Source organism: Streptococcus suis, assembly GCF_902702775.1.
Classification (GTDB): domain Bacteria; phylum Bacillota; class Bacilli; order Lactobacillales; family Streptococcaceae; genus Streptococcus; species Streptococcus hashimotonensis.
Window position 1 is genome coordinate 1,237,867 of sequence record NZ_LR738724.1, and the last position, 23,170, is coordinate 1,261,036.

General features: G+C 39.2%; 27 protein-coding genes. 8 read left to right on the top strand and 19 right to left on the bottom strand.

The window, feature by feature from the left end; genetic code table 11:
* Positions 1-28 precede the first annotated feature (28 nt).
* The 17 genes from GPW69_RS06115 to GPW69_RS06200 form a co-directional block, all read right to left on the bottom strand.
* Entirely contained in the window at positions 29-400 is a 372-nt protein-coding gene (locus GPW69_RS06115) for a type II toxin-antitoxin system death-on-curing family toxin (RefSeq protein WP_024399328.1), read from the bottom strand.
* Positions 397-654 carry a type II toxin-antitoxin system Phd/YefM family antitoxin gene (locus tag GPW69_RS06120; RefSeq protein WP_044679088.1) on the bottom strand — a complete coding sequence of 86 codons (258 nt, stop codon included), beginning with the start codon at positions 652-654 and terminating at the stop codon, positions 397-399. The genes GPW69_RS06115 and GPW69_RS06120 overlap by 4 nt, the downstream gene beginning before the upstream one ends.
* Before the next feature lie 70 nt (positions 655-724).
* The gene (locus tag GPW69_RS06125) at positions 725-2,317 is read right to left on the bottom strand and encodes a terminase large subunit (RefSeq protein ID WP_074391920.1); all 1,593 of its coding nucleotides are present in this window, start codon (positions 2,315-2,317) and stop codon (positions 725-727) included.
* On the bottom strand, positions 2,314-2,787 hold the full coding sequence (locus tag GPW69_RS06130; protein WP_074391919.1) for a phage terminase small subunit P27 family: 474 nt from the start codon (positions 2,785-2,787) through the stop codon (positions 2,314-2,316). The genes GPW69_RS06125 and GPW69_RS06130 overlap by 4 nt, the downstream gene beginning before the upstream one ends.
* A 281-nt stretch (positions 2,788-3,068) precedes the next feature.
* A complete protein-coding gene (locus GPW69_RS06140) occupies positions 3,069-3,281 on the bottom strand; it encodes a DUF4314 domain-containing protein (RefSeq protein ID WP_024407635.1) in 213 nt (70 codons plus the stop codon).
* Position 3,282: 1 nt separating this feature from the next.
* Positions 3,283-3,531, bottom strand: coding sequence for an Nmad4 family putative nucleotide modification protein (locus GPW69_RS06145; protein WP_024409992.1), 249 nt, complete (start codon positions 3,529-3,531; stop codon positions 3,283-3,285).
* A gap of 93 nt (positions 3,532-3,624) precedes the next feature.
* The gene (locus GPW69_RS06150; RefSeq protein WP_074391917.1) at positions 3,625-4,884 is read right to left on the bottom strand and encodes a DNA cytosine methyltransferase; all 1,260 of its coding nucleotides are present in this window, start codon (positions 4,882-4,884) and stop codon (positions 3,625-3,627) included.
* The gene (locus GPW69_RS06155; RefSeq protein ID WP_074391916.1) at positions 4,881-5,471 is read right to left on the bottom strand and encodes an HNH endonuclease; all 591 of its coding nucleotides are present in this window, start codon (positions 5,469-5,471) and stop codon (positions 4,881-4,883) included. The genes GPW69_RS06150 and GPW69_RS06155 overlap by 4 nt, the downstream gene beginning before the upstream one ends.
* Positions 5,471-6,724 carry a site-specific DNA-methyltransferase gene (locus tag GPW69_RS06160; protein ID WP_074391915.1) on the bottom strand — a complete coding sequence of 418 codons (1,254 nt, stop codon included), beginning with the start codon at positions 6,722-6,724 and terminating at the stop codon, positions 5,471-5,473. Before GPW69_RS06160 ends, GPW69_RS06155 begins: the two co-directional genes overlap by 1 nt.
* Positions 6,696-7,157 carry a hypothetical protein gene (locus tag GPW69_RS06165; protein ID WP_074391914.1) on the bottom strand — a complete coding sequence of 154 codons (462 nt, stop codon included), beginning with the start codon at positions 7,155-7,157 and terminating at the stop codon, positions 6,696-6,698. The genes GPW69_RS06160 and GPW69_RS06165 overlap by 29 nt, the downstream gene beginning before the upstream one ends.
* A gap of 298 nt (positions 7,158-7,455) precedes the next feature.
* Entirely contained in the window at positions 7,456-7,821 is a 366-nt protein-coding gene (locus GPW69_RS06170) for an HNH endonuclease signature motif containing protein (RefSeq protein ID WP_074391913.1), read from the bottom strand.
* 1 nt (position 7,822) lies between these two features.
* On the bottom strand, positions 7,823-8,860 hold the full coding sequence (gene metK, locus GPW69_RS06175; RefSeq protein WP_074391912.1) for a methionine adenosyltransferase: 1,038 nt from the start codon (positions 8,858-8,860) through the stop codon (positions 7,823-7,825).
* A gap of 47 nt (positions 8,861-8,907) precedes the next feature.
* On the bottom strand, positions 8,908-9,090 hold the full coding sequence (locus tag GPW69_RS06180; protein WP_074391950.1) for a DUF6900 domain-containing protein: 183 nt from the start codon (positions 9,088-9,090) through the stop codon (positions 8,908-8,910).
* 188 nt (positions 9,091-9,278) lie between these two features.
* Positions 9,279-9,782, bottom strand: coding sequence for a hypothetical protein (locus GPW69_RS06185; RefSeq protein ID WP_000361943.1), 504 nt, complete (start codon positions 9,780-9,782; stop codon positions 9,279-9,281).
* A complete protein-coding gene (locus GPW69_RS06190; RefSeq protein ID WP_074391911.1) occupies positions 9,775-11,151 on the bottom strand; it encodes a DEAD/DEAH box helicase in 1,377 nt (458 codons plus the stop codon). The genes GPW69_RS06185 and GPW69_RS06190 overlap by 8 nt, the downstream gene beginning before the upstream one ends.
* Positions 11,132-11,413 (bottom strand): VRR-NUC domain-containing protein, encoded by a 282-nt coding sequence (locus GPW69_RS06195; protein WP_074391910.1) that lies wholly within the window; start codon positions 11,411-11,413, stop codon positions 11,132-11,134. Before GPW69_RS06195 ends, GPW69_RS06190 begins: the two co-directional genes overlap by 20 nt.
* 283 nt (positions 11,414-11,696) lie before the next feature.
* Positions 11,697-13,982, bottom strand: a complete 2,286-nt coding sequence (locus GPW69_RS06200) for a phage/plasmid primase, P4 family (protein ID WP_074391909.1) — start codon at positions 13,980-13,982, stop codon at positions 11,697-11,699.
* Between the two features lie 310 nt (positions 13,983-14,292).
* On the opposite strand from GPW69_RS06200, the gene GPW69_RS10800 reads away from it, so the two are divergent.
* The 5 genes from GPW69_RS10800 to GPW69_RS06225 all read left to right on the top strand — a co-directional run bounded on the left by GPW69_RS10800 (position 14,293) and on the right by GPW69_RS06225 (position 18,588).
* The gene (locus tag GPW69_RS10800; RefSeq protein ID WP_269472420.1) at positions 14,293-14,427 is read left to right on the top strand and encodes a hypothetical protein; all 135 of its coding nucleotides are present in this window, start codon (positions 14,293-14,295) and stop codon (positions 14,425-14,427) included.
* Positions 14,402-14,725 carry a hypothetical protein gene (locus tag GPW69_RS06205; RefSeq protein WP_074391908.1) on the top strand — a complete coding sequence of 108 codons (324 nt, stop codon included), beginning with the start codon at positions 14,402-14,404 and terminating at the stop codon, positions 14,723-14,725. Before GPW69_RS10800 ends, GPW69_RS06205 begins: the two co-directional genes overlap by 26 nt.
* On the top strand, positions 14,718-15,839 hold the full coding sequence (locus GPW69_RS06210) for a DUF2800 domain-containing protein (RefSeq protein WP_074391907.1): 1,122 nt from the start codon (positions 14,718-14,720) through the stop codon (positions 15,837-15,839). Before GPW69_RS06205 ends, GPW69_RS06210 begins: the two co-directional genes overlap by 8 nt.
* A 4-nt stretch (positions 15,840-15,843) precedes the next feature.
* Positions 15,844-16,392 carry a DUF2815 family protein gene (locus GPW69_RS06215; protein ID WP_046391433.1) on the top strand — a complete coding sequence of 183 codons (549 nt, stop codon included), beginning with the start codon at positions 15,844-15,846 and terminating at the stop codon, positions 16,390-16,392.
* 240 nt (positions 16,393-16,632) lie between these two features.
* On the top strand, positions 16,633-18,588 hold the full coding sequence (locus GPW69_RS06225) for a DNA polymerase (RefSeq protein ID WP_074391906.1): 1,956 nt from the start codon (positions 16,633-16,635) through the stop codon (positions 18,586-18,588).
* Between the two features lie 39 nt (positions 18,589-18,627).
* On the opposite strand, the gene GPW69_RS06230 is transcribed toward GPW69_RS06225, so the two are convergent.
* Positions 18,628-19,233, bottom strand: a complete 606-nt coding sequence (locus GPW69_RS06230; protein ID WP_074391905.1) for a hypothetical protein — start codon at positions 19,231-19,233, stop codon at positions 18,628-18,630.
* Between the two features lie 363 nt (positions 19,234-19,596).
* Here GPW69_RS06230 and GPW69_RS06235 point away from each other — a divergent pair, with 363 nt between their 5' ends.
* The 3 genes from GPW69_RS06235 to GPW69_RS06245 are packed head-to-tail and all read left to right on the top strand — an operon-like array spanning position 19,597 to position 22,619.
* Positions 19,597-20,778 (top strand): ABC-three component system protein, encoded by a 1,182-nt coding sequence (locus GPW69_RS06235; RefSeq protein WP_074391904.1) that lies wholly within the window; start codon positions 19,597-19,599, stop codon positions 20,776-20,778.
* Positions 20,762-20,992 carry an ABC-three component system middle component 7 gene (locus GPW69_RS06240; protein ID WP_029185874.1) on the top strand — a complete coding sequence of 77 codons (231 nt, stop codon included), beginning with the start codon at positions 20,762-20,764 and terminating at the stop codon, positions 20,990-20,992. The genes GPW69_RS06235 and GPW69_RS06240 overlap by 17 nt, the downstream gene beginning before the upstream one ends.
* Positions 20,976-22,619: a DUF2326 domain-containing protein gene (locus tag GPW69_RS06245; protein WP_029185875.1), complete on the top strand. Its 1,644-nt coding sequence runs from the start codon at positions 20,976-20,978 to the stop codon at positions 22,617-22,619. Before GPW69_RS06240 ends, GPW69_RS06245 begins: the two co-directional genes overlap by 17 nt.
* Before the next feature lie 144 nt (positions 22,620-22,763).
* Here GPW69_RS06245 and GPW69_RS06250 read toward each other — a convergent pair whose 3' ends face one another.
* Positions 22,764-23,129, bottom strand: coding sequence for a restriction endonuclease subunit S domain-containing protein (locus GPW69_RS06250; RefSeq protein WP_074391903.1), 366 nt, complete (start codon positions 23,127-23,129; stop codon positions 22,764-22,766).
* Positions 23,130-23,170: the final 41 nt, after the last annotated feature.

Here is a 23,170-nt window from a genome sequence, read left to right on the forward strand (position 1 = left end):
TGAAGTTATATCCTCATTAAGAAAAGTTTTAATGATTCCGAATGTATTCTAAAATTGCATCATAATCTAATTCTGATGAAGCTACTCCAAGTCCTAGCTTCACTATTTCATCATCAGTCTGATTTAACACGATGCCATTTAATTCTAGGAAAATAATCATGACAAAAACTCCAATTCGCTTGTTCCCATCAAGGAAGGCATGATTATTAACTAGCGAATAACAAAGTCTAGCAGCCTTTTCTTCAATACTTGGATACTTCTCAACACCAAAATATGTACTAAAAGCTGAAGATAGTGAAGATTCTATTAAACCAACATCCCTAACACCATCTAAACCCCCAGTAGCTTGAATTAACCTAGTGTGTAATTCAATAACCTGTTCAACAGTTAATACTTTCATTTTGCCAATTCCTTAAATGCATCAAGATGGCGTGATAAAACTGAAGTCGCAACTTCATCCAATGTTGATTGTTCAACAATCGTAGGGGTTGCCTGTTCCTCTTTAATTAGACTCTGATAGTCCACTAATACATACTTTGGCGTATTATTTTTCAATATTACTGCAGTACCATTCGTATCGACCATACGAGCTACCTTAGAAAAGTTTTGATTTGCTTCAGAAATAGAGACTAAGTTTTCAATATTGATTTGCATGGCAATATCCTCCTTTTCTCTATTCTACCACTTTTTAGGATATATTCAACCTATTTAGGTTGTTTTTATCCTAAAAAATTAAAATACCACGTTCATCATAAACACTTCCTTCATCGGTTTGATGACGAATACAACGATCCAGTCCCATAATGAGTGCTACAATACCGTCAATCTTCTCGACTGACTTTTCCTTATCAGGCTTGATATTACCAGCAGGGTCTTGTCTCATGACTACGTTTTGTCCCATCCATTTAAGAACTGGATGCCCACCATGTTGAATCTTACCTTCCATCATCAGTTTATAGAGTTCCTTTGAAGGTGGACTCATATCCTTGTATCCCTGACCGAAAGGCACCATGGTCAAACCCATACCTTCTAGATTCTGAACCATCTGTGTCGCATTCCAACGGTCATAGGCTATCTCCTTGATATGATAAATTTCCGATAAGTCTTCAATAAACTTTTCGATAAAACCGTAGTGAACAACATTACCCTCTGTAGTTTTGATGTAGCCTTGACGCTCCCAGACATCGTACAGAACATGGTCACGTCGACACCGCAGTTCCAATGTATCCTCAGGTAGCCAAAAGTATGGCAGTACGATATAATTTTCCTCTTCAAATCTAGGAGGAAATACCAAGACAAAAGCTGTTATATCCGACGTACTAGACAGGTCTAGCCCTGCATAGCAACTACGACCCTTGAGGCTTTCATATTGAATAGGATCATTTCCCTTGGCATAGACATGTTCAGGAATCCAAGCAACGCTTGAGCTTGTCCACATATTTAGACGAAGCTGCTTAAAGACATTTTCTTCCGCAGGATTGTCAAGTGCTTGTTGGTAGGCTTCTCTAACACGGTCAATCCCAATAGTATGCCCTAGTGAAGGGTTGGCTCTTCTCCAGTTTGCTTCATCATTCCAATCATCTTCATCGGATAATCCGTAAACCACCGGATAGAAAGAAGTGTCCTTCTTTCTACCATTCAGAATATCCAATGCTTTAGTATGCAATTCATAACAGATGGAGTTCCTATCCGTTCCAGCTGTTGTGATAATAAAAAAGAGGGGTTGTTCCCTTGCGTCTCCTGACCCCTTGGTTAATACATCGTACAAATGACGATTAGGCTGAGCATGGATTTCATCAAAGACCAAGCCAGATACGTTAAGTCCATGCTTTGTCCCAGTCTCTGCAGAAAGAACTTGGTAAAATCCAGCGTTAGAATAATTTACAATACGCTTGGTAGCACCCATTATCTTAGAACGCTTTTCCAAAGGGCGACTCATCTGCACCATCTGCTTGGCCACATCAAATACGATTGACGCTTGGTTTCGGTCACAAGCCGCACCATAAACTTCTGCACTGGCTTCATTATCCGCATAAAGTAGATAAAGAGCGATTGCTGCTGCTAGCTCAGACTTACCATTCTTTTTAGGAATTTCAATATAGGCAGTTAAGAACTGACGGTTACCATCTTCTTTCACAATCCCAAATAGGTCACGAACAATCTGTTCTTGCCACGGCAACAAATCAAATCGCTTTCCTGCCCACTTACCTTTGGTGTGGGAGAGGTTATTGATAAATGTTACTGCCCTGTCAGCCTTTGCCTCATCATAGTGTGAGGTTGGAAGCATGAATGGACTTGGTTCATAATGATAGCTCATAAAATCCCTCCTAACAAATCTTCCATTTCATCACCAGTACCAACTGCCGCATCCATAGTCGCTAAACGGTTACGTGCTGATGGTGTTAAACCAAACTGTTCACAGAATTTAAGCATGATTTTTAAGTTAGTCTGGCTGATAGAGACTTGAGGGACTTGTTGTAGATAGCCATTCGGGGTTTTGATAATGGAGCCGTGCTTGGTAAGAAATTCTTCCGCCTCTTTCCAGCGTGCGTAAGCTTGACAATATCCTGCAAATGCAGTCATGTCCATTTCGGTCAAAATTCCCATCTGTTCGAGAATTTTTCCCATCCGTTTCCACTCCTTCTTTGCATCATCTTCTAGCCACTGTGGGCAACGTGGGGCTTTTTGTTTAGGTTTGACTTCATTCGTAGGAAGTGGTCGCTTACCAGGATTTCCCTCAAGTATTTTCATATTCGTTGGCTTTGGTTTTCGCCCCCTGATTGCCACAATCTCACCTCCTTTAGAGTAAAAAAAAGAACTCAATTCAAGTTCCTTCCTAAAGTTCATTAAAGTTTTCAAGAACAGCCTGACAAACTGTTCTATCAATGTCGTCCATGTTATCTATTTCGTTTCCATATCTATATCGGTAGATATATTCACCATCACGTTTTATTGTCAGAATTCTAATCCAAGCACCGTCTATATTCCTAGGGTCTGTTGTGTCTTCACGGAGAAACTCACAAACGTAATGTCTGTCTCCAACTGTTCGAGTCATAATTTCCCACATCTCACATTACCTTTTCTACTATATCAATTCCATATAAAACATTCAGGCAACTGCCATTTTCCCACTTAACTAAGAGTGAACCAATGTCATCCACTCCAATTACCGTTCCAAGAGTTCCTTTGGGAACTGGATGGGGGTCATCCATTTTAACTAATCTAACCTTTGTACCAACCGGATAGATTGTCTTTAGGTTATTGAAAATTTTTGCGTCCATGTTATTCTCCAAACATATCGAATGCCCACTTGACAGCGTGACCAAGATCCGTAACAATTATTGATTCCTTGTATATGCGGTTAAGTCGGCATTCAAATAGTTCAAATTCTTCAAGGCTATCAACGATTTCGTAAATCTCAACTACTGTTTCTTTGTTTCCTTTGGATGCAACGATAACCCATTCCTTGTAAGGAATGATGCTTGCAGTTGTTGGGTAGATTTCATAGAGTTTTTCAAGTGTTGTTGTCATGGTTTTGTTCTCCTCTTCTTTTGTTGTGTACATATTAACTCTAAAGGAGACTTATATCCAGTCATTTATAGATTATTTTGAAGGTATTTTCGACTATTTTTCACTTGCTAGAATGGCACATCCAATGGCATAGACAACTGTTACCGTCACACCATTTCCAGCTTGTTTATACAGTTGGGCATCGGAGTTTACTGCTTGGGCTTTCTCGAATAAATCATCCGAAAAACCTTGTAGTCGAAAACATTCTCTAGGGGTTAAACGTCTAATTTTCACCACTCGATCATTCCAAACCACAGCACCCATTTGACCACCGCAGGATAGGTTATGGGCGATTCCTTTCCCAACTCTTGCTCGTCTCGTTGGAGAGTTGGGATAAGATAAATCCACTGAATCACCTACCTCAGCAACTTGATAACCTTGCTTCGTACCATTTCTGACCTTGATTCCTTCAAGAACACCATGGCGGTCTTGAGAGGTCAATGTGAACATTGGCTCATCCTGTTTCTTGAGCCTACGTCCATTTTGACGCTTATTGATTCGATTGGGTGTCAGAATAGGTTGAATTTCGAGTACTCCAGAATTCATCGCTGTCCGCTTTGTAGCTCCAGCAGTATATCGTGCGGTGATACATCGTGCCTCATCTGTCAACTTTGGTTCTGTCAAAGATTGGTCAATAAGATAAAGACCTGTCTTAGCACCCAGTCCTCCACCCTCACCAACAAGGGTTGTGGCAATTCCACTAGGGTCGTAGACACGATAGCTTTGAATACCACCTACAAGTTGCTTAAGATGGCTACCGCTTTCTCCGCTGATAGGTAATACTTTTCGTCGACCTCTGCTTCTAAGATGTCCGAGAGTGTAGATGCGTTCTCGATTTTGGGGAACTCCGTAGTCTTTTGAATTGAACACTTGCCACTCAAGGTCGTACCCTGCTTCATCCAGGATAGTGAGATAGTCGAGATAATCTCGTCCCCCGCCACTTGATAAAAGTCCCTTAACATTTTCAAGGAGTATCCACTCGGGTTTATCTTCTTCCTCTTGGCTTTGGAGGAGGTCAACAAATGTAAAAAAGAGTCCACTTCGCTCACCGTATAGGCCTGCTCGCTTTCCTGCGATAGACACATTTTGACAAGGGCTTCCCGCAGTCCATAAATCTGCTTTTGGAAGTTGTGTTGGGTCAATGCTTGTGATGTCGTCATGAAACCATTCTCCTTTCGTGTCGTACATTGCTTCATAAGATTTTCTTGCAAATTTATCTTTTTCACAGTAACCGATACATTTGAAACCAGCTAATTCCAAACCACGACGAAAACCACCCACTCCTGCAAAGAAATCAAGAAAAGTTAAGGTCATACCGTCTCCTCCCTATAATTTGTTAAAGCGAATGACTTATAATTCCTACATATTTTCTCAACTTTATTACGAATCCAGTTTGGTACTTCAGGAACTTTGTTATAACGACCGTACTCACCAAACAACAATTCAATGCCAACATTCCTAGCTTGGGTTGCCTCTAGGAATGTATCATAATAACCCAGGTGAATATCACGTTGAGAGATTTTGATTCTGGCACGATATTTTTGTCTTGGTTTATAATAACTAACCCCTGTTACTCCAGAAGTATTATTTGATTGTAGACCTTGATTTATTTGGTTTTGTTGATGCGTACAAAAACGAATATTCTCAGAACGATTATCAAAGGTATCTAGATTAATGTGGTCGATTTCATATCCATGGCGATGACCAAATAAATAACGATGAAGATATTTGCCTTTCGCACAAATAATGTACGACTTTGCATCTTCATCGTCATTTTTATTTCGGTAGAAGTTAATATCTTCTATAAGTGAGAATCTGTCTCTATCAAACCTAAATTGAGTGCCATCTTTCAAAGTTCCTATACCAATTGAACCAATAAATGAATAGTGAACATTAGACATTACATCCCCCCTAACTGTTTCACTGCTTCTTCATAACTGATTGATTGACCTTCACGGACTACCGTCACATCTGTATTGTCCGTTGCTTCCATGTAGCGTTTCACAATGACATCCACAAACTTCTCATCAAGTTCAATCCCATAACAGATACGTCCTGTCTGGTCTGCCGCAATGAGGGTTGACCCAGACCCAAGGAAAGGATCCAATACCAAAGTCCCTCTCATGGATGAATTTTGAATAGGGTAAGCCATGAGCTGAATCGGCTTCATGGTTGGATGGTCTTTGCTGGACTTAGGACGGTCGTATTCCCAAATGGTCGTCTGTTTACGGTCACTGAACCATTGGTGTTTGCCTTTTTGACGCCACCCGTATAAGACTGGCTCATGTCGCCATTGATAAGGACTACGTCCAAGCACTAATGAGTTCTTCTTCCAAATACAACATCCACTGAGATAAAAACCAGCATCCTTAAATGCCTTACGGAAGTTCAATCCTTCCGTATCCGCATGAAATACGTAGATTGAGGCGTCAGCTTCCATGTGGTTCTCAACTTGAGTAAACATAGCTAAAAGAAACTGATAAAATTCAGAATCACCCATATTGTCATTTTGAATTTTACCTGCCGTCTTTTCAACATCGCAATTATACGGCGGATCTGTCACAACAAGATTGACTTTCTTATCACCTAAAAGTTGGTCGTAGGTTTCTGCCTTAGTGGAGTCACCACAAATCACTCGGTGTTTACCAAGTTGCCAGATGTCCCCACGTCTTGCTACTGTCAGTTTCTTCAACTCCTCGTCCACATCAAAGTCATCTTCAGATAACTCCTTGTCATGAATGTTGGAGAGAATGTCATCAATTTCTGGTGGTTCAAAACCAGTCAGGTCGAGATTGAAATCCGACTCCTGTAAATCCAAAAGCAAATCCGCCAAAAGCTGGTCGTCCCATTGACCGGTGATTTTGTTAAGGGCAATGTTTAGGGCCTTTTCATCTTCCTTAGATAAATCGACAATGACACATTTGGCGATTTCATAGTCTAAGTCCTTCAATACAGTCAATCGTTGATGCCCACCAATTACCGTCAGGTCTTTATTGACAATGATGGGGTCAACGTAACCAAACTTTAGTAGACTTTGCTTAATCTTTTCATACTCTTTGTCACCCTTTTTGAGTTTTTTCCGAGGATTGTAAGAGGCTGGGTGTAGTTCAGATAATCGAATCTCTCTAATTTCCATTGTTGGTTGACTTGTCATTGGTTTCTCCTTTATAAAAGCGTGATTGAATGTAACACGAATGGCTACAATATTTTCTATTCGGATTGGCATAAGATAAAAATGACCTGCCACAATATTGGCAAGTCAAATCTTCATATGCGGTTTTTGATTTATTGTGTTCGTCAGAATGAGTTGTCCACCAAACCTTACGACATTTATCCGAACAGAACTTCTTTGGTCTACCTATTTTATGAATTTTAAGTGCTTGATAACACTGTGGGCATCGAAGTCCATCATTCTGGTCGGCTTTTGCCATCTGCTTTGTAGCAGCACCATGTCCAAGCAATGCTGGATTTCGTTTACAGTATTTCTTAACGGAATCTCTAGATAAACCTGTAGCCTTTCCGATGAATCCATAACCAAGACCTTCTGCTCGCATTTTCCAGATTTGTTTGCGTTGACTTTCGTCCATTTGTTTTCCTTTCCAGCAAAAAAGGACTAAAAACAACTATTATCTACATTGTTTCTAGCCTTTTTCACTATTTTATTACCAAAATTACATACTAGGGAACGCTACATCCCCACATTAGAAACGTGATAACGGTGGGAAGGAACGTCAAAATTGAGCAATTTTAATGTACCCGCTTGCGAATTTTGCGAAATTGCACGTTTGAGGGGGCGTCGGTCTTAGTCTCCCAAGGGTTTAGAGATTTCATCCCCCCTCCCCCAATGAGTGAAAAATGAGATACTTTTGTAACGAAACTCCAAGATTAAAATCGATACGTATACTCCACATATCGGTCAGTCGTCTTGGTCTTCCTATCATGACAAGACTTACAAAGTGCTTGCCAGTTAGATTGATTCCAAAAGAGTTCTTGGTCACCTCTGTGGGGTGTAATATGGTCAACCACTATTGCCTTGGTCAATCGACCTTTGACTTTACATTGAACACAGAGTGGATGAACTTTTAAGTAACGAAGTCGTGCTTTATTCCACTGGGCATTGTATCCTTTGGCTTTGGTTGACTTGTTATCCAGTTGGTAGTTTGCTTTATGGTTCTCACAATACTTCTGCCCATAAGGTACTAGGTTAGGACAACCATTTTGTTTACAAGGTGTGCTTGGTCTTCTTGGCATCTTACTTCTCCCAAGGAAGATAGGCTTTTGTGAAATGTCCAAAGCAAGTTGTCTCGGTGTAGTCTACATCCAAGAGATGAAGTTTCTTAATGATACCTCCTGGTGTTAAATCATACCGCTCACGAATCATTCCTTCCAGTTGTTGTGTGGTGTAGCGGCTGGTTCCAAAGGTTTCTACATGCACCGACACAGGTTCTGCAACTCCAATGGCGTAGGCTAATTGTACTTCACATCGTTTCGCATAGCCTTCACGAACAATGTCCTTTGCAATCTTTCGTGCCATGTATGCGGCTGAGCGGTCAACCTTGCTTGGGTCTTTTCCAGAGAAAGCACCGCCACCATGATGTGCGAAACCACCATAGGTATCTGCCACAATTTTTCGACCAGTAACTCCTGCATCCGCAAAAGAACCACCAAGTACAAAGCGACCTGTTGGATTGACTAGAACTTTGAAATCTAGATTCTGACGGTAACGAAGAGCTACTGCCATCATAGCTTCAGTCACAATTCGTTTCACTTTAGCAAGGTCGGCCGTTTCAGTATGTTGGATGGAAACTAAAAAGGTATCAATTCGTTTCTTCTTGTAGTCGTAGGACACCTGAGCTTTTGCATCCTTTCCAAGTAAGGGGTGACCAAGCGACATCAGTTTCTCAAGGACTCGGGTTGCTAGAACATAAGGAAGTGGCAGGTACTCAGGTGTTTCGTCTGTCGCATAACCAAACATCATTCCTTGATCACCAGCACCTCCATTATCTACTCCTTGTGCAATATCTGCGCTTTGGAGTCCAAGTAGGTTAGTTACCCGAACATTCTTCATACCAAGTGGCTCGACAACCTGACGAACAATGTTCTCGAGATTAAAGTAATGTCTAGTTGAAATTTCACCAGCTACCACAACTTGGTTATCCTTGATTAAAGTCTCAACTGCCACACGACTTGATTTGTCATACTTTAGACACTCCGTCAAAATGGCATCTGAAATCTGATCACAGATTTTATCTGGGTGTCCAACTGAAACTTGTTCACTAGAAATAATCATAATTCCTCCACGCAAAAAGCCCAACCTTTATGAGGCTAGGCTTTACTTTATTTTACTGATTTTTGGCCTGCTTCGTAGGCTCTCTCCAATGCTCTTTTGATACCCCATACCGAAACATCGTAGAAGTCCAGATTGTCGCTCCAACGTTTTTCCAAAGTTTCAACTTGAAGTTCTTCTTTAGCAATCTCTGTTAAAAGGGCATTGAGTTTTTCTTGTTGGCGTTTTGTCATTGTATTGTTCTCCTCTTCTTTTGTTGTGTACATATTAACTCTAAAGTGGAGATATATCCAGTTATTACTGGGTATTTTTTTATCTTTTTTGACATCTTAAGTATATCACAGGTCTAGGTTGAAAATCAGTACTAAACCAGTACAAATTTAGTGCTAATTTAGTACCAATTTAGTGCACTCAACCATCACTAGATAGGGATGTGATAATCTTCCACCTTAAGTTCAAGACTTTTTGAAGTCCAACGATAACACTTGCGTAATTGTTTTAGAATCTTACGCCTACGATAAGCAAGTGTTGAATGACTGATTTCATAAATCTCTTCTAGTTCAGTCCAACTCTTGCCTAAGTAAATTAAATCCTTGGCTAATGGCTTCAAATCCTCAGGTATTAGCTCCATAACGAACTCAAAGTAGTAAAGATCCATTTTTAAGCAGTAGTAGGTATTAAGCAAACTACTGAGGTACTCTTGATTTTCTTGTTCTTGTTTTTCTCTAAAACTAAGAGAAATCAGCTCACTACGACCATGGTTTTTACTTTTCTTGACCTTTTCATGCTCTGACTTCTCAAATACCAGTGACTGAATCACACTATTCTCTGAGATAGGTCGATAGTTGAGCAATTTCTCCTGAACTAAATGTAACTTCATTTTCATGTCACGATAGTTTTTAGCTATATATTCCACCTTATCCATCTGCCCCTCCTACTTGTGCCTTAACAGCTTCAATCAGCCGTTCTTGTTGTGCATCTTTGTTTTCTAGTGCCTTGAGGATTTCCTCATCAATCGTTCCTTCAGTTACAATGTGTTGGATAACAACAGTCTCAGACTCTTGTCCCTGTCGCCAAAGCCGTGCATTGGTTTGTTGGTATAGTTCCAAAGACCATGTTAAACCAAACCAGACCAAGTGGTGACCGCCTTTTTGGAGATTCAAACCATGACCTGCTCCAGCTGGATGAAGTAAGCCAACTGGAACATTCCCCTTATTCCATTCACGAATATCTTCTTCTGTTTTCAACACCCGACTCTTTACCTTGAGTTTTTCTAAACGACCCATAATCCTAGCCAAGTCATGTTTGAACCAATAGGCAACTAAGACAGGTTCTCCATTCGCGGATTCGAGGATATCCTCAAGGGCATCTAGTTTCTGTTCATGTAATGCCACAACCGAATGATCATCAGAATATACGGCTCCATTGGACAACTGAACTAACTTGCTCGTAAGGCTTGCAGCATTTGCGGCAGTTACTTCTAGTCCGTCTAACTCTGACAAGATATACTCTTTCTTAAACTGAATGTATTTTTCTTTTTCCTTTTCTGTCATACGCACCAGTTTCTTGGTTGAAATTAATTCGGGCATATCCAGATAGTCTAAGGCTTTCATAGAAATGGTAATATCACTAATCTTGTCTTGAATTTGACACTCCGCATAGTCCATGGGGATGTACTCATAGACAATATTGCCATTGCGACGACCTTCTTCAAAGTAGCGACTACGAAACTCACCGATGAATCGACCAAGTCGTTCTCCCCCGTCAATGACCTTGAACTCTGCGAACAAGTCCATCAGTCCATTAGAACTCGGTGTTCCTGTTAGTCCAACCACTCGCTTCATGTAAGGTCGCATAGCCATGAAAGCTTTGAAACGCTTGGACTGCCATGACTTGAAAGAACTCAATTCATCAATTACTACCATATCCCACTTGAAATAGGGACTACATTGTTCCACCAACCAAGGGAGATTTTCACGATTGACGATATAGACATCCGCATCTTTCTGAAGAGCTACTTTTCGTTGCTTTGGTGTTCCCACAATTTTCGAATACCGTAAGTGACGCAACTCCGCCCATTGCTCAATCTCATCACTCCATACTGTATTTGCGACTCGAAGTGGGGCAATAACCAAAACCTTTGTAACCTCAAATCGGTCAAACATCAATTCATTCACAGCGGATAAAGTCGTAGCCGTCTTTCCCATCCCCATGTCTAAGATGACTGCTGCATAAGGGTGACCTATGATGAAGTCCTTGGCGACTACTTGATAGTTATGTAATGTCAATTTCATCTAGCACCTCTCCAATCATCTCAATTCGGTCAATCACATAAACCGTAAAGCCTAACCGCTCGAACAGTTTATGTCTTGACACTTGTAACATCCTTGGCTTTTGGTCAGGAGCTTTTACTTCCACCAAGCCAAACTTGCCATTGGGTAAAAACACCAAGCGATCTGGCACACCAGAAAAAGATGGTGATACCCATTTAGGACAAATGCCTCCTCGAGCCTTTACAGACTTCACCAAAGCTTGCTCAACGTACTTTTCTCTCATCGTTCTAAATCCTCTCGTCAAATTGAAGTGTGTAGGTCTAGTGCAGTCATTTCCAAAACTCCCCTTATAGGCTTTTTTATAGTAATTTTTGCTTATAGGATAGTTTTAGAAAAGACCATAATAGACCTACACAAAATCAAAAAATGTTATTCATGCTGGTCGTTTTAAACATCTTTCTGAAACATCATTCAAAATAAGTTCCAACCATTCATTCAACGACCTACACACCTAAATTAGTCCAGCACCAGTCTTGTGGAGGTAAGTTGGCTAAAAATGTCGGTCATTAATCTAAGAAATCATATCCATCATCAACCAATTTCAAACCAAGAATGAGGTTACCTTTACTTGTCCGTTTTCGTTTAAAACCTGCCTGATCAAGAGCAGAATAAAAATCGGTCGTACTGCGTGTGTACTCCATGTTTTTGGCACAATAGGCACGATACTGACTGTAAAGTTCTCCTGATTTTTCTGACAACTGATCACCAACTTGACAACAGTCACTAAGGAAGTGTCCTAACCAATCATTTGCTTCTCGGTAGGCTTTGACGGATGCTGATACGGCAGTTGGTACTTTTGTTTTGAAGTTCGCTTTGATGGCTTTTTCTGCACCTTCTATAATCCAAGACATGATGGCTGGTGCTGCATTGTCGTACAGATAATCCGCAAAGTTTTTGATATCAGAGCGACCAGTTATTTTGGCATTAAAGGGGATAACAACCAAACGTCGCCAAGTTCCATCATCGTTCGCCCCTACTTTAGGCAGATGGTTAGTGTAAAGAACTAGCGTGTGTGATGGCACAAAGTGAAAAGGATCCTTGTACTTTTTCTCAGCTTGGATTTCATCAGTTGAGGTAATCTGCTTAACAACGGCTGTATTGAGTCTCATACCCTCAGCCATCTCAGAAGCAATGACCAGTCGTTTTCCTTTAAGCTCAGCAAGCTCTGGACTGACATTTCGCTTGTTTGACATGGTTAAAGCATCCGCAGATAATTTCCCTGAGTAGCTACCTAGCACTCGAGCAATGGTATTCCAAAAAGTAGACTTGCCGTTCGCTCCGCCTCCATAGGCAATAATCATGTGTTCCTGATAGACCTTACCGATTGCCGCCATACCAATAATTTCTTGAACATAATCAATTAATTCTTGGTCATTACAGAAAAAGGTAGCTAAAGTTTCCTGCCATAAGCCCATTCCCTGATCACTAGGAGAGACTGCTGTCATTTTAGTTATATAATCTTCAGGATTGTGTTCTTGTGACCCATTTATTCCTTTTCGTAAATCATAGGTAGCCTCTGGGGTATTGAGTAATAAGTCATCACTATCTAATTCTGACAATTCTACTGAAAGCATTGGCTTAGCTGTATTATAGACAGCCATCAAATTCTTATAGTCACGATGTTTCATAACAAATTTATGAAACTCTTTAGCAGCTAGATAGGCTTTTAAATATTTCAACTGAAGTGGAGTTTCAACTGCATTTTCTAATCGCTTTCCTCCAGCCTTAATGGTCAATTCATCAATACCTGAAGACTGAAGTTGCTTATCTGCAGATTCCAAGAGTGCATTCGCTTCAGCAAGTTGTTCATCGGTAAAGTGTACAACTGCACCTAATGCTAACTGCTTATTTTCACGCCAGTGAGTTCCGTCATAGTAAAGATAGTCTGTTGCGTTGGTATAAGCGAGCCTGTTCGCATACTCTCTTGCAAGAACTCCTGCTTCCCCAACATCAGAGTAATCATCTGGTTTTAATGTTTCTCTATTGAAAGCATCTGGAGCCACGTAGCCTTTGGATGTTTTTATAGTTCTATTGTAGAATCGCACAGCACTACCCCAGATGGAATCTAACTCTGCTTTATCAAGTGGTGGTACACATTTCTGTGCCTGCTCATCAAAACCATACCTAGCTTCTTGGGTCACGCCTAACCGTTTGAGAATTTTCGCAGCAAATACAGACATCGTTGAATTACGACTCCCTTGCTGGATCGGTCCACTTGGAGGAGTATAGAAGTCTGCATCGAAATCTTCCTCGTCTTCAATAGAAACAACTTGAAACAAATCTTCATCAATAGTTAGCCATGAATCATGCCATATAACCTGCGCATTTGGATTTCCAAAGAAGAACCTTGCCGCATCCTTGGCATGATCATCAAAAAACTTGTATTGATTACAGAGTTCTTCCTTCATTGCTACATAGATGTCTTTATCTGTTACCTCATTAATTTGGAAGTAGATATGAAACTTGGGTCTAGGTGCTTTGCCACCTTTAGCCTTCAAATGACTTCTACTGGTTACCAAGGCAAAATTGTAATCCGCAAAGATTTCTTTTAATCGTTCTACAGTTATCCATTCTTCTGGATTTTCAGAATGGTCATTATCAATATCCATGACCAAAACGTTCGACTGGATGAAATTGGTATTTGAGCGTGTATTGTTTAAAAACAGCCCTGCCACATGGTCGAATTGCACAACAGTTTGTAGCGATATTTCATCAGTAATAGTTACTTGATTGGGATAAACCGTGGTTGTCTGAACCCCAGTCTGTCCAGAATGAGATAAGGTAAATTGCATTATATACCCTCCAAATGTAATTAATGATGTGTGGAGATTTTTCCCTCCTACCTTATTAGGTAGAACTACGGCTGATTTTTCCGCCCCTTAATAAAACTTTTTTCAAAAAAAAATAATCTTCCTTTATATAGCCAGAGGGAGATTATTTTTATGTATAACAAATTAAAAAAATATTTATAAAAAAGCGGAAAATTACATCCCAGTATTACCTATATATGTGTAAGGGATGAAAAACATCGATTCAAAAAATTTTTCATAAAAACCGGAATTTCTGTTCACATCTCTACCTAATAAGATAGGAGGTCACAAAATGACTCAAGAAATAACTGTGAATCATAATGATGAACTGGTCGATACACTCACCGCCATCAGCGTCATCTCAAAGCAACTCGCTCGTAAGATAAAGGAGGAAGAAAGCAATGAGCAAAATGAAAGAACTGAATAGACTAATTCATGAAATGGAGGAAACCGCAAAATACTACCTTCGCTTGGTAGATGAATTCAAGAAACTCCTCTCTTCTGAGGAAGAAACAGTAACAAAACCTGATCAATCTAAACCAGAACCACAAAAGGAAATTCAATTAGAGGATATCCGTGCTGTACTTGCCTCGAAAGCAAAAGATGGCTATAAGGAAGATGTCCGTGCTCTTCTAAACGCTTACGGTGCTTCTTCTCTATCAGCACTTGATCCAAAACACTTTGCGGCAGTACTTGAAGAAGCAGGAGGGATTGGTAATGACTAACCACGCCATTCTATCCGCATCTGCATCACATCGTTGGTTGAACTGCCCACCATCTGTTCGCCTAACAGAGGAACTACCAGGCACAACATCTGAGTTTGCTCTTGAAGGTACTGATGCTCACGAGTTGTGTGCTTATCTAGTCGAGAAAGCTTTAGGGAGGAATGCGCGTGATCCAACTGAGGATTTAGCATTTTACAACGATGAAATGCAGAATTGCGCAGAAGAATACCGCAACTATGTCATGGAACAAGTTGAGAAAGCCAAAGGCTACTCTCGTGACCCCACAGTTCTTATCGAACAACGACTTGACTTTTCCAAATGGGTGCCTGATGGCTTTGGAACTGGGGATTGCCTCATCGTAGCAGACGGACTTCTTCAGGTAATTGACTACAAGCACGGGCTTGGTGTTCTAGTTGATGCAGTCCATAACCCACAAATGATGTGTTATGCACTTGGAGCACTTGAGATGTTTGATGGACTTTATGATTTCGATAAAGTTACCATGACAATCTTTCAACCACGAAAACATAACATTTCTACCTTTGAGATGGAAAAAGCTGAGTTGCTTGAATGGGCTGAAAACGTACTCGCTCCAAAAGCTGAACTTGCATTCAAAGGTGAGGGGGAGATACAATCTGGTAAACACTGCCAATTCTGTAAACTCAAGAATGTCTGTCGAAAGCGTGCTGAGGATAATTTGGCACTAGCCAAGATGGAGTTTGCGGATCCAGCTTCCCTTGATAACGAGGATATCGCTGATATTTTGCCTAAACTAGATTTGTTGATTTCATGGGCAAACGACATCAAAGCTTATGCTTTAAATCAAGCAACAGATGGACATCCTATCCCAGGATACAAACTGGTTGAAGGTCGCTCTGTTCGTAAATTCTCAAATGAGTCAGCCGTTAGCCAAGCAGTGATTGAAGCAGGCTATGACCCTTATGAGAAGAAACTGCTCACTATCACTGCCATGACTAAGTTACTTGGCAAGAAAACTTTTAACGACCTACTTGGTGGTCTCGTAATAAAACCAAGTGGTAAACCAACACTCGTTCCAATTGACGATGGCCGTCAAGAGATGAACCTTGCAAAAAATGAATTTAAAGAGGATTAACTATATGACAACTAAAGTAATAACAGGACCAAACACTCGCTTCAGCTACTTAAATGCCAACGAACCAAAATCTATCAATGGTAGCACTCCCAAGTATAGTGCCTCTCTCATCATCCCAAAAGAGGATACCGTCACCATTAACAAAATCAAGGCTGCTATTGAACAAGCCTATAAAGAAGGTGAGTCAAAGTTAAAGGGCAACGGTAAATCTGTACCTGCTCTATCTACTCTGAAAACTCCCCTACGTGACGGTGACCTTGAACGCCCTGATGATGAAGCATACAAAAATGCATACTTTGTAAATGCCAACTCACCTCACAAACCTGGTGTAGTTGATGGTAATCGTCAAGAAATCATTGATACCTCAGAATTGTACTCTGGTATCTATGGTCGTGCTTCAATCACCTTCTACGCATTTAATTCCAATGGTAATAAAGGTATTGCTTGCGGTTTGAATAACTTGCAAAAATTGCGTGATGGCGAGCCACTCGGTGGTCGTACTCGTGCTGAGGATGATTTTGCGACTGAAGATGATGATGACTTTTTGAACTAGAACTAGAAATGGAGAATGAGATTGATTATGTATACTATTTTAACTTGTACAATTATGGGACTCTGGGTGCTAATCGGACTATACTTCGGGTATATGACCATAAGAGATGACATTCGAAATGAAATTGAACGTAGGGCAAAGCAAAATAAAGAAAAACTTAGCCAAACGCCACTCAGTCGGAAAAATAAATAAAACTTTAGGTGGCAGTACTTCTGTCACTTTTTTCAGAAAGGACAAACTATGCCGATTAAAGAACTCAGCATTGACATCGAAACCTATTGTGAAATTGACTTACGAAAATCTGGTGTATATCGCTATGCGGAAGATGACAGTTTTGAACTCCTTTTAATTGCGGTTTCTGTCGATAATGGACCAGTGACTGTATATGACTTAACGAAAGAGAATTTTCCACAAGATATCCTTGAGGCCTTGGTGAATGATAGTGTCATTAAATGGGCATTCAACGCTTCATTTGAGCGAATTTGCCTATCCAACTGGCTCAAGAAATATCATCCTGAATTCTTATCAGATGGATTTCTCTCGCCCAATTCATGGCGGTGTAGCATGATTTGGTCCGCATATTTAGGACTCCCACTTTCATTAGAAGGGGTTGGAACAGTTCTCAAACTCAAAGACAAAAAGATGAGAGAGGGGGCTGACCTCATTCGCTACTTCTGCGTGCCTTGTAAGCCAACAAAAGTCAATGGGGGACGAATTCGTAACTTTCCTCATCACGCACCTAACAAGTGGTCTACATTTATCAATTACAACAGACGTGATGTTGAGGTCGAATTGGCCATTAAGGAACGGGTGAAAAACTTCCCAGTACCTAGCTTCGTTTGGAATGAGTACCACCAGGATCAGATTATCAATGACCGTGGTATTGGCATAGATATTGATTTTGTCAAAGCTGCTATCAAAATAGACGGAGAGAGCAAAGCTAAAATCCAAGAAGAACTAAAAGCCTTAACAGGTCTTGAAAATCCTAACTCAGTCCTGCAGATGATTGGCTGGTTACGTGATCACGGAGTAACTACAGATTCACTCGACAAAAAAACTGTGAAAGAACTTCTCAAAACGGTTGATGAAACAACTGCTCAAGTTCTCAAACTTCGTCAGCAAGCTGCCAAATCAAGTGTCTCCAAATACCAGGCCATGATGAACTGTGTTTGTAAAGACGGTCGAGCAAGAGGAATGTTTCAATTCTATGGAGCTAACCGTACAGGGCGTTGGGCTGGACGCTTAGTGCAACTTCAGAACTTACCACAGAACCATCTTCCTGACCTTGGGGAAGCTAGAAAACTTTTCAAAACCGGTGACTTAGAAGCTACTGAGCTAATCTACGACACACAAGATACCTTATCTCAACTTATCCGAACAGCCTTTATCCCTAGTAAAGGAAAGAAATTCATTGTTTGCGACTTTTCAGCAATCGAAGCTCGTGTACTCTCCCACTTAGCTGGAGAGAGATGGCGCAGTAAAGTATTTGAACAAGGGAAAGACATCTACTGTATGTCCGCTTCTCAGATGTTTGGAGTACCAGTTGAAAAGCATGGACAAAATTCCAAACTCAGACAAAAAGGGAAAATTGCGGAGCTTGCATGTGGCTATGGTGGTTCAGTCGGGGCACTCAAAGCCATGGGTGCCATTGACATGGGACTATCTGAGGAAGAACTCCAACCACTTGTAAGTTCATGGCGGCAAGCCAATCCGAATATCGTTCTCTTCTGGTGGGATGTAGACAGGGCGGTTAAAACTGCTGTTAAAAAGCTAAATCCAACATCAACTCACGGTATTCAATTTGAAGTTAAAAGTGGCATTTTATTCATCACCCTACCATCTGGTCATCAACTCGCCTACGTCAAACCTAAAATTGGTGAGAACCAATTCGGAGGGGAATCTGTCACCTACGAAGGGACTGGAACTGCCAAACGTTGGGAGAGACTAGAAAGTTACGGTCCAAAGTTTGTGGAGAACATTGTCCAAGCTATCAGTAGAGACATTCTTACTTACTCCTTGATGCAACTGAAAGAGTTTGAAATTGTTGGCCATGTCCATGATGAAGTAATAATCGAATGTCCTATGGAACAAAAACTTGATGAGATTGCATCATTAATGGGAATTGCACCAGACTGGATGTCCGACATTAATCTACGCGCCGACGGATACGAATGCTTATTCTATCAGAAAGATTAGCAAAAAATCGCCACCTCAATACGAGATGGCGATTTTCAATTATTGATTTAGTTCTTTATATACCTCCTTTGCGAGTGCATGTGCTTTCTTGATTGCAGCATAGCCTTGAGTCTTTTTCATCCCCATTTTGGCGATGATTTCTTGCTTGGTAATCTCATAATTACCATATATCAGTTTTAAAATTTTGCCATGCTTAGGACTACGTTGATATACTTCTTCAATCAACTCCTTCAAAGTTTCATTCAGCATAAGTGTTTCTTCATAGGATGAAATAGCTGAAGGATCATAGCCATACGACCTCATATCATCCTTGCTTTCCATCATTTCTTCAAGTGATGTTGTATCAAGTTTACTCCTAGAATGGCGACTTAGATACTCATGAACATCAGCATTGAATATTTTCATAGTGATATCAAACTCTTCTAGAGTAACTGGTACAAAACCAACTAATACTGATTTACCTCCAAATTTAAAGGTTCTTAAATTATTACGATTGATTTTCAGCACACTTAGCATCACTTTATCCTTAATCACAAATGGTGCTAGCACTTCTCCCGACAGACAAGGACGACCATCATATGATTTCTGGGATTCATAACGGTAGGGATTATTGTTAGATTGACTATGGTTTACTTGGTTTGCCATATTTTGTCTCGCTTTCATCGCATAGCAAAGAAAATGAGACAATAGACTCAACAAAAATATTTAATTCTGATTGCATAAGCACTTCCTTTGCTTAATATACAATCAGTAGACTTGAAATACTGATATTTGAATTTTGATACCTACACCTCAAGTCGTGCTAGCAAACGAATATAGGTTTCATGCAAATGTAAGCCATTACAAAGAAATTTCACAAGTTATGAAAGTTTCGTGATATAATAAGAGAAAACTAGAAATCTCGAGTAACTTACTTACATTGCTATTGTAAGATAATGAAATCAAAAAGTATTTGTCCTCTTTTTGACCAATTTTTGACCAATTTTTTCATTGAAAGGAGAATATTATTTGCAAGAATTTAATTTTTCCTCATATTTAAAACTTCTGTTACCTGGGATGACAACTTTAAAGCAGGGGCCGCTCGGTATAACACTACTTGAGCCGTTATCTAATTTAAACGGTATTACAACATCAATAGATGATCGAAAAATTACTCGCCTCGTACAAAGAAAAATTGAAGTTGATAGTGCTTTTATCCAAGCTTCAAACGATTACAACATTATCCAAGCAACGCTAAAAAATTTTGAAAAGAATATCTGTTCTGACTTACGCATACATAATAAGCAAGATATTTTCGACAACATATTAAAGTGCATCAACAGTGATTCAGAAGCATCTCCGAAAAAGTATGATGAACTAGCAAGATACTTAGAAAATGGGCAAGAAGTTGAGTTTTTAACTTATTCTTTTCTATATGCCCTTAACAAGACGAATAAGATGACTGATTCTGCACCTAGAATTGAGGATATTGAGCTTTTACAACAGGTTCGTAATAAATGTCCTCTCTGTCAGAAACCATTAACACGTCAAAAAAAAGACACTACAATCCGAGCATACAAAATAGTAGAGATATTCTCTTCCAATCTTGACAAGGATACTGCAGATAAATTTAAGAATTTCATGCCCCCGCCAGCTAAATTAGATTCATACGATAATAAAATCCCTTTATGTATTCAAGACGCTAACGAGTATGAAAACTATGCTGATATTGACGAATATGAAAAGTTACTGTCCATTAAACAAGAAATTCAGAAGTTAACTGAGATTCAAGAAGTTATGAATCACGGAAATCTTGAAACACAAATCACCGAAGTCATAGATGCACTAAACGATTATACTGGAAGCTCAAGCTCAACAACCCTGAATATGACCGCCCTTAAACTCAATCAGAAAATCTTACCTGAGCACAGTGTTTTAAGGGGAACAGTTCAATATCACGTACTTACTTATTTCTCATACATAAAAGACTTGTTTGCTGAAAATAGTAATTTCATAATGATTCAATGTGATATAAAAAAAGTTTTTACTCAATTAGCTAATACCAATCTCTCACAACCAGAGATCGTAGAAAATCTTGCCAATTGGCTCTTAAATCAATCAAAACTGAGCAATGGACATTTAGACGCATGTAAAATTATCGTATCTTACTTTATCCAAAATTGTGAGGTGTTCAATGAAATTACCGAATAAAGCAGTTTCTTATAAGAAAAGCATATTGCCTCTCTTTCCCATCATCTTAGAAGCACTACGAAATAATGATTATTCTCCAAGAGAACTCTATATAAAACTCTATAAAAAAATAGACAGTATCACGCTATTTACTGATGCAGTGACCTGTCTATATGCTCTTAAGAAAATCGATATGAATGAAAACGGGATGCTGTATTATGTTAAAACAAATTAGTTGTGATAAATTTTTAGAAAAAGGAAAAATTAGAGAGCCAATCGTATTTCATCCTGGATTAAATACAGTCATGGGTAGCGAAAATGCTGCTAACTCTATTGGTAAGTCTACTTTCCTTCTAATAGTTGATTTTATTTTTGGAGGAAGTGACTATGTCGAAGAAGCCTACGATATTGTTGAAAACGTAGGCCATCATACAATTAAATATGAATTCGTTTTTGATAACCAGTCATACTACTTCTCTCGTTCAACTGATAATTCTACTACCTTCAATAAATGTGACAGTAACTATACGGTTATTAAACGTTTAGATAAGGAAGCATACTGTCACTTTCTAAAGCAAAAATATAAAATGAACTATCCGTTCATTCAGTTTAGAGCCTCCATAAGTCCCTTTATACGTGCTTGGGGCAGAGAAACTATCGATAATAAGAAACCACTAAAAGCTGCAAAAGACTCCCCAGATAAACAGGGTATCGATACACTATTACGTTTGTTCAATAGATATAGTGAAATAGAGCAGCAGAAAAAATATATCGAAGATGCTGAAGATAGAAAGAAAGTCTTTGTGGCTGCTCAAAAATATAAGTTCATTGCTACAGTCCAGAATAAAACTGAATATAAGGACAACGAAAAAAGAATACAAGAACTAGAACAGGAAATAAATCAACTTACCAGAGAAAGTGATAGCGGTTTGGTTGATTTAGACTCTATTCAGGCACAACAATTATCAGAACTTAGACATCAATTATCTGATGCAAAACGCCAGCGCTCTAGCTTATTGTCTCAAAAACGAAGCTTTGAAGCAGAACGCAATCCTAAAAGGCAGCAATTTCAAAAAGATTTTGAATCGCTACAACAATTCTTTCCTAATGTAGACATCAAAACGATTTCTGAAATTGAGTCCTTCCATCAGCAACTTACATCCGTTTTAAGTGCAGAATACAGAGAATCGGCTAAAACATTACAAAACCTTATTAATCTAACTAATTCTCAAGTGAATCAATTAGAGGATAAAATATCCCAAATTAGTAACGTATCAAACGTCTCTCAGTCAATATTGGAACAGTATGCTTATTTACAACGAGAAATCACTCAACTTAGAGATTCCAATGAAAGTTTTAAACAAAAAGAAAAGCTGTCGGATGAAATCCGCGCTTTAAATAATGCCTATAATCAACTAATGAGAGCCATCCTGGATGATATTGAAGAAAGACTCAATTCAAGAATGTCTACCATAAATGATAAAATCTATAATGGTACTAAAACCAGTCCTAAAATATCATTAAAATCAGCAAAATCCTATGAGTTTTACACTCCACAAGATAGGGGAACTGGTTCTGAGTATAAAGGACTTATTCTTTTTGATATAGCTATGCTACAACTTACTAACCTTCCGATTATTGGTCATGACTCATTCTTTCTAAAACAAATTCAAGATGAAGGACTGGAAGGCATCTTACAATGCTATCTTGAACAAAAAAAGCAAGTGTTCATCACTTTTGATAAAGAAAAATCATATTCAAAAAAATGCCAAGAAATTCTAAAACAAACCGAGGTACTTAGGTTATATCCAAATGGAGGAGAGTTATTTGGTAGTGCTTGGAATAATAAAATATCAGAATAGCTATGAAAAAAGGCTGGGAACTCTCGATGGAGTCCCAACCTTTTTTTATCTCAATTTAGCATATAGTCTATCAAAGAGCTCATCAAGCTCCCTCTGATTGTCCTCATGATTATCTACAATACCTAATACAAGTTTGTTAAGTTGTTATCTCTCAATTTCGTTTATTTTTGGTATAGGAATACGTTTTAGATAATTCGCTGAATTATTCACTGTTGGATTAATAGAATGAATAATTTCATTGACTATAGCAGAATTAAGCAATGCTAAAATAAATAGTAAATCTGATGATATTTTTGGAAAAATACCTACAATACTTTGATCAAATACACTGTCTTCCATTAGACAAGCACGAACTTTTTTACTTTTAAGCATTGGAGTTGCAATGCCATATTTGAAATAATAGCTACTATTCTGAAATCGTGCTTTTTTAAAAACATGATAATCATTAATCTCACTCTTATCCCATCTAATATACCAATCTACTTCAGGCTTATGATATGGAGTTTTCAAACTCCCTTTTACTAATGGAATGTAGCTATTTGGAACATCGG

What these genes read in the sequence shown, in the direction of transcription:
- GPW69_RS06155 (WP_074391916.1), bottom strand. Translation starts at nt 5,471, where the DNA reads ATGTCTAATGTTCACTATTCATTTATTGGTTCAATTGGTATAGGAACT.
- GPW69_RS06150 (WP_074391917.1), bottom strand. Translation starts at nt 4,884, where the DNA reads ATGACCTTAACTTTTCTTGATTTCTTTGCAGGAGTGGGTGGTTTTCGT.
- GPW69_RS10800 (WP_269472420.1), top strand. Translation starts at nt 14,293, where the DNA reads ATGACTCAAGAAATAACTGTGAATCATAATGATGAACTGGTCGATACA.
- GPW69_RS06170 (WP_074391913.1), bottom strand. Translation starts at nt 7,821, where the DNA reads ATGCCAAGAAGACCAAGCACACCTTGTAAACAAAATGGTTGTCCTAAC.
- GPW69_RS06120 (WP_044679088.1), bottom strand. Translation starts at nt 654, where the DNA reads ATGCAAATCAATATTGAAAACTTAGTCTCTATTTCTGAAGCAAATCAA.
- GPW69_RS06230 (WP_074391905.1), bottom strand. Translation starts at nt 19,233, where the DNA reads ATGGCAAACCAAGTAAACCATAGTCAATCTAACAATAATCCCTACCGT.
- GPW69_RS06245 (WP_029185875.1), top strand. Translation starts at nt 20,976, where the DNA reads ATGTTAAAACAAATTAGTTGTGATAAATTTTTAGAAAAAGGAAAAATT.
- GPW69_RS06240 (WP_029185874.1), top strand. Translation starts at nt 20,762, where the DNA reads ATGAAATTACCGAATAAAGCAGTTTCTTATAAGAAAAGCATATTGCCT.
- GPW69_RS06215 (WP_046391433.1), top strand. Translation starts at nt 15,844, where the DNA reads ATGACAACTAAAGTAATAACAGGACCAAACACTCGCTTCAGCTACTTA.
- GPW69_RS06185 (WP_000361943.1), bottom strand. Translation starts at nt 9,782, where the DNA reads ATGGATAAGGTGGAATATATAGCTAAAAACTATCGTGACATGAAAATG.
- metK (WP_074391912.1), bottom strand. Translation starts at nt 8,860, where the DNA reads ATGATTATTTCTAGTGAACAAGTTTCAGTTGGACACCCAGATAAAATC.
- GPW69_RS06195 (WP_074391910.1), bottom strand. Translation starts at nt 11,413, where the DNA reads ATGAGAGAAAAGTACGTTGAGCAAGCTTTGGTGAAGTCTGTAAAGGCT.
- GPW69_RS06115 (WP_024399328.1), bottom strand. Translation starts at nt 400, where the DNA reads ATGAAAGTATTAACTGTTGAACAGGTTATTGAATTACACACTAGGTTA.
- GPW69_RS06225 (WP_074391906.1), top strand. Translation starts at nt 16,633, where the DNA reads ATGCCGATTAAAGAACTCAGCATTGACATCGAAACCTATTGTGAAATT.
- GPW69_RS06190 (WP_074391911.1), bottom strand. Translation starts at nt 11,151, where the DNA reads ATGAAATTGACATTACATAACTATCAAGTAGTCGCCAAGGACTTCATC.
- GPW69_RS06140 (WP_024407635.1), bottom strand. Translation starts at nt 3,281, where the DNA reads ATGGACGCAAAAATTTTCAATAACCTAAAGACAATCTATCCGGTTGGT.
- GPW69_RS06160 (WP_074391915.1), bottom strand. Translation starts at nt 6,724, where the DNA reads ATGACAAGTCAACCAACAATGGAAATTAGAGAGATTCGATTATCTGAA.
- GPW69_RS06145 (WP_024409992.1), bottom strand. Translation starts at nt 3,531, where the DNA reads ATGACAACAACACTTGAAAAACTCTATGAAATCTACCCAACAACTGCA.
- GPW69_RS06180 (WP_074391950.1), bottom strand. Translation starts at nt 9,090, where the DNA reads ATGACAAAACGCCAACAAGAAAAACTCAATGCCCTTTTAACAGAGATT.
- GPW69_RS06165 (WP_074391914.1), bottom strand. Translation starts at nt 7,157, where the DNA reads ATGGACGAAAGTCAACGCAAACAAATCTGGAAAATGCGAGCAGAAGGT.
- GPW69_RS06210 (WP_074391907.1), top strand. Translation starts at nt 14,718, where the DNA reads ATGACTAACCACGCCATTCTATCCGCATCTGCATCACATCGTTGGTTG.
- GPW69_RS06200 (WP_074391909.1), bottom strand. Translation starts at nt 13,982, where the DNA reads ATGCAATTTACCTTATCTCATTCTGGACAGACTGGGGTTCAGACAACC.
- GPW69_RS06205 (WP_074391908.1), top strand. Translation starts at nt 14,402, where the DNA reads ATGAGCAAAATGAAAGAACTGAATAGACTAATTCATGAAATGGAGGAA.
- GPW69_RS06125 (WP_074391920.1), bottom strand. Translation starts at nt 2,317, where the DNA reads ATGAGCTATCATTATGAACCAAGTCCATTCATGCTTCCAACCTCACAC.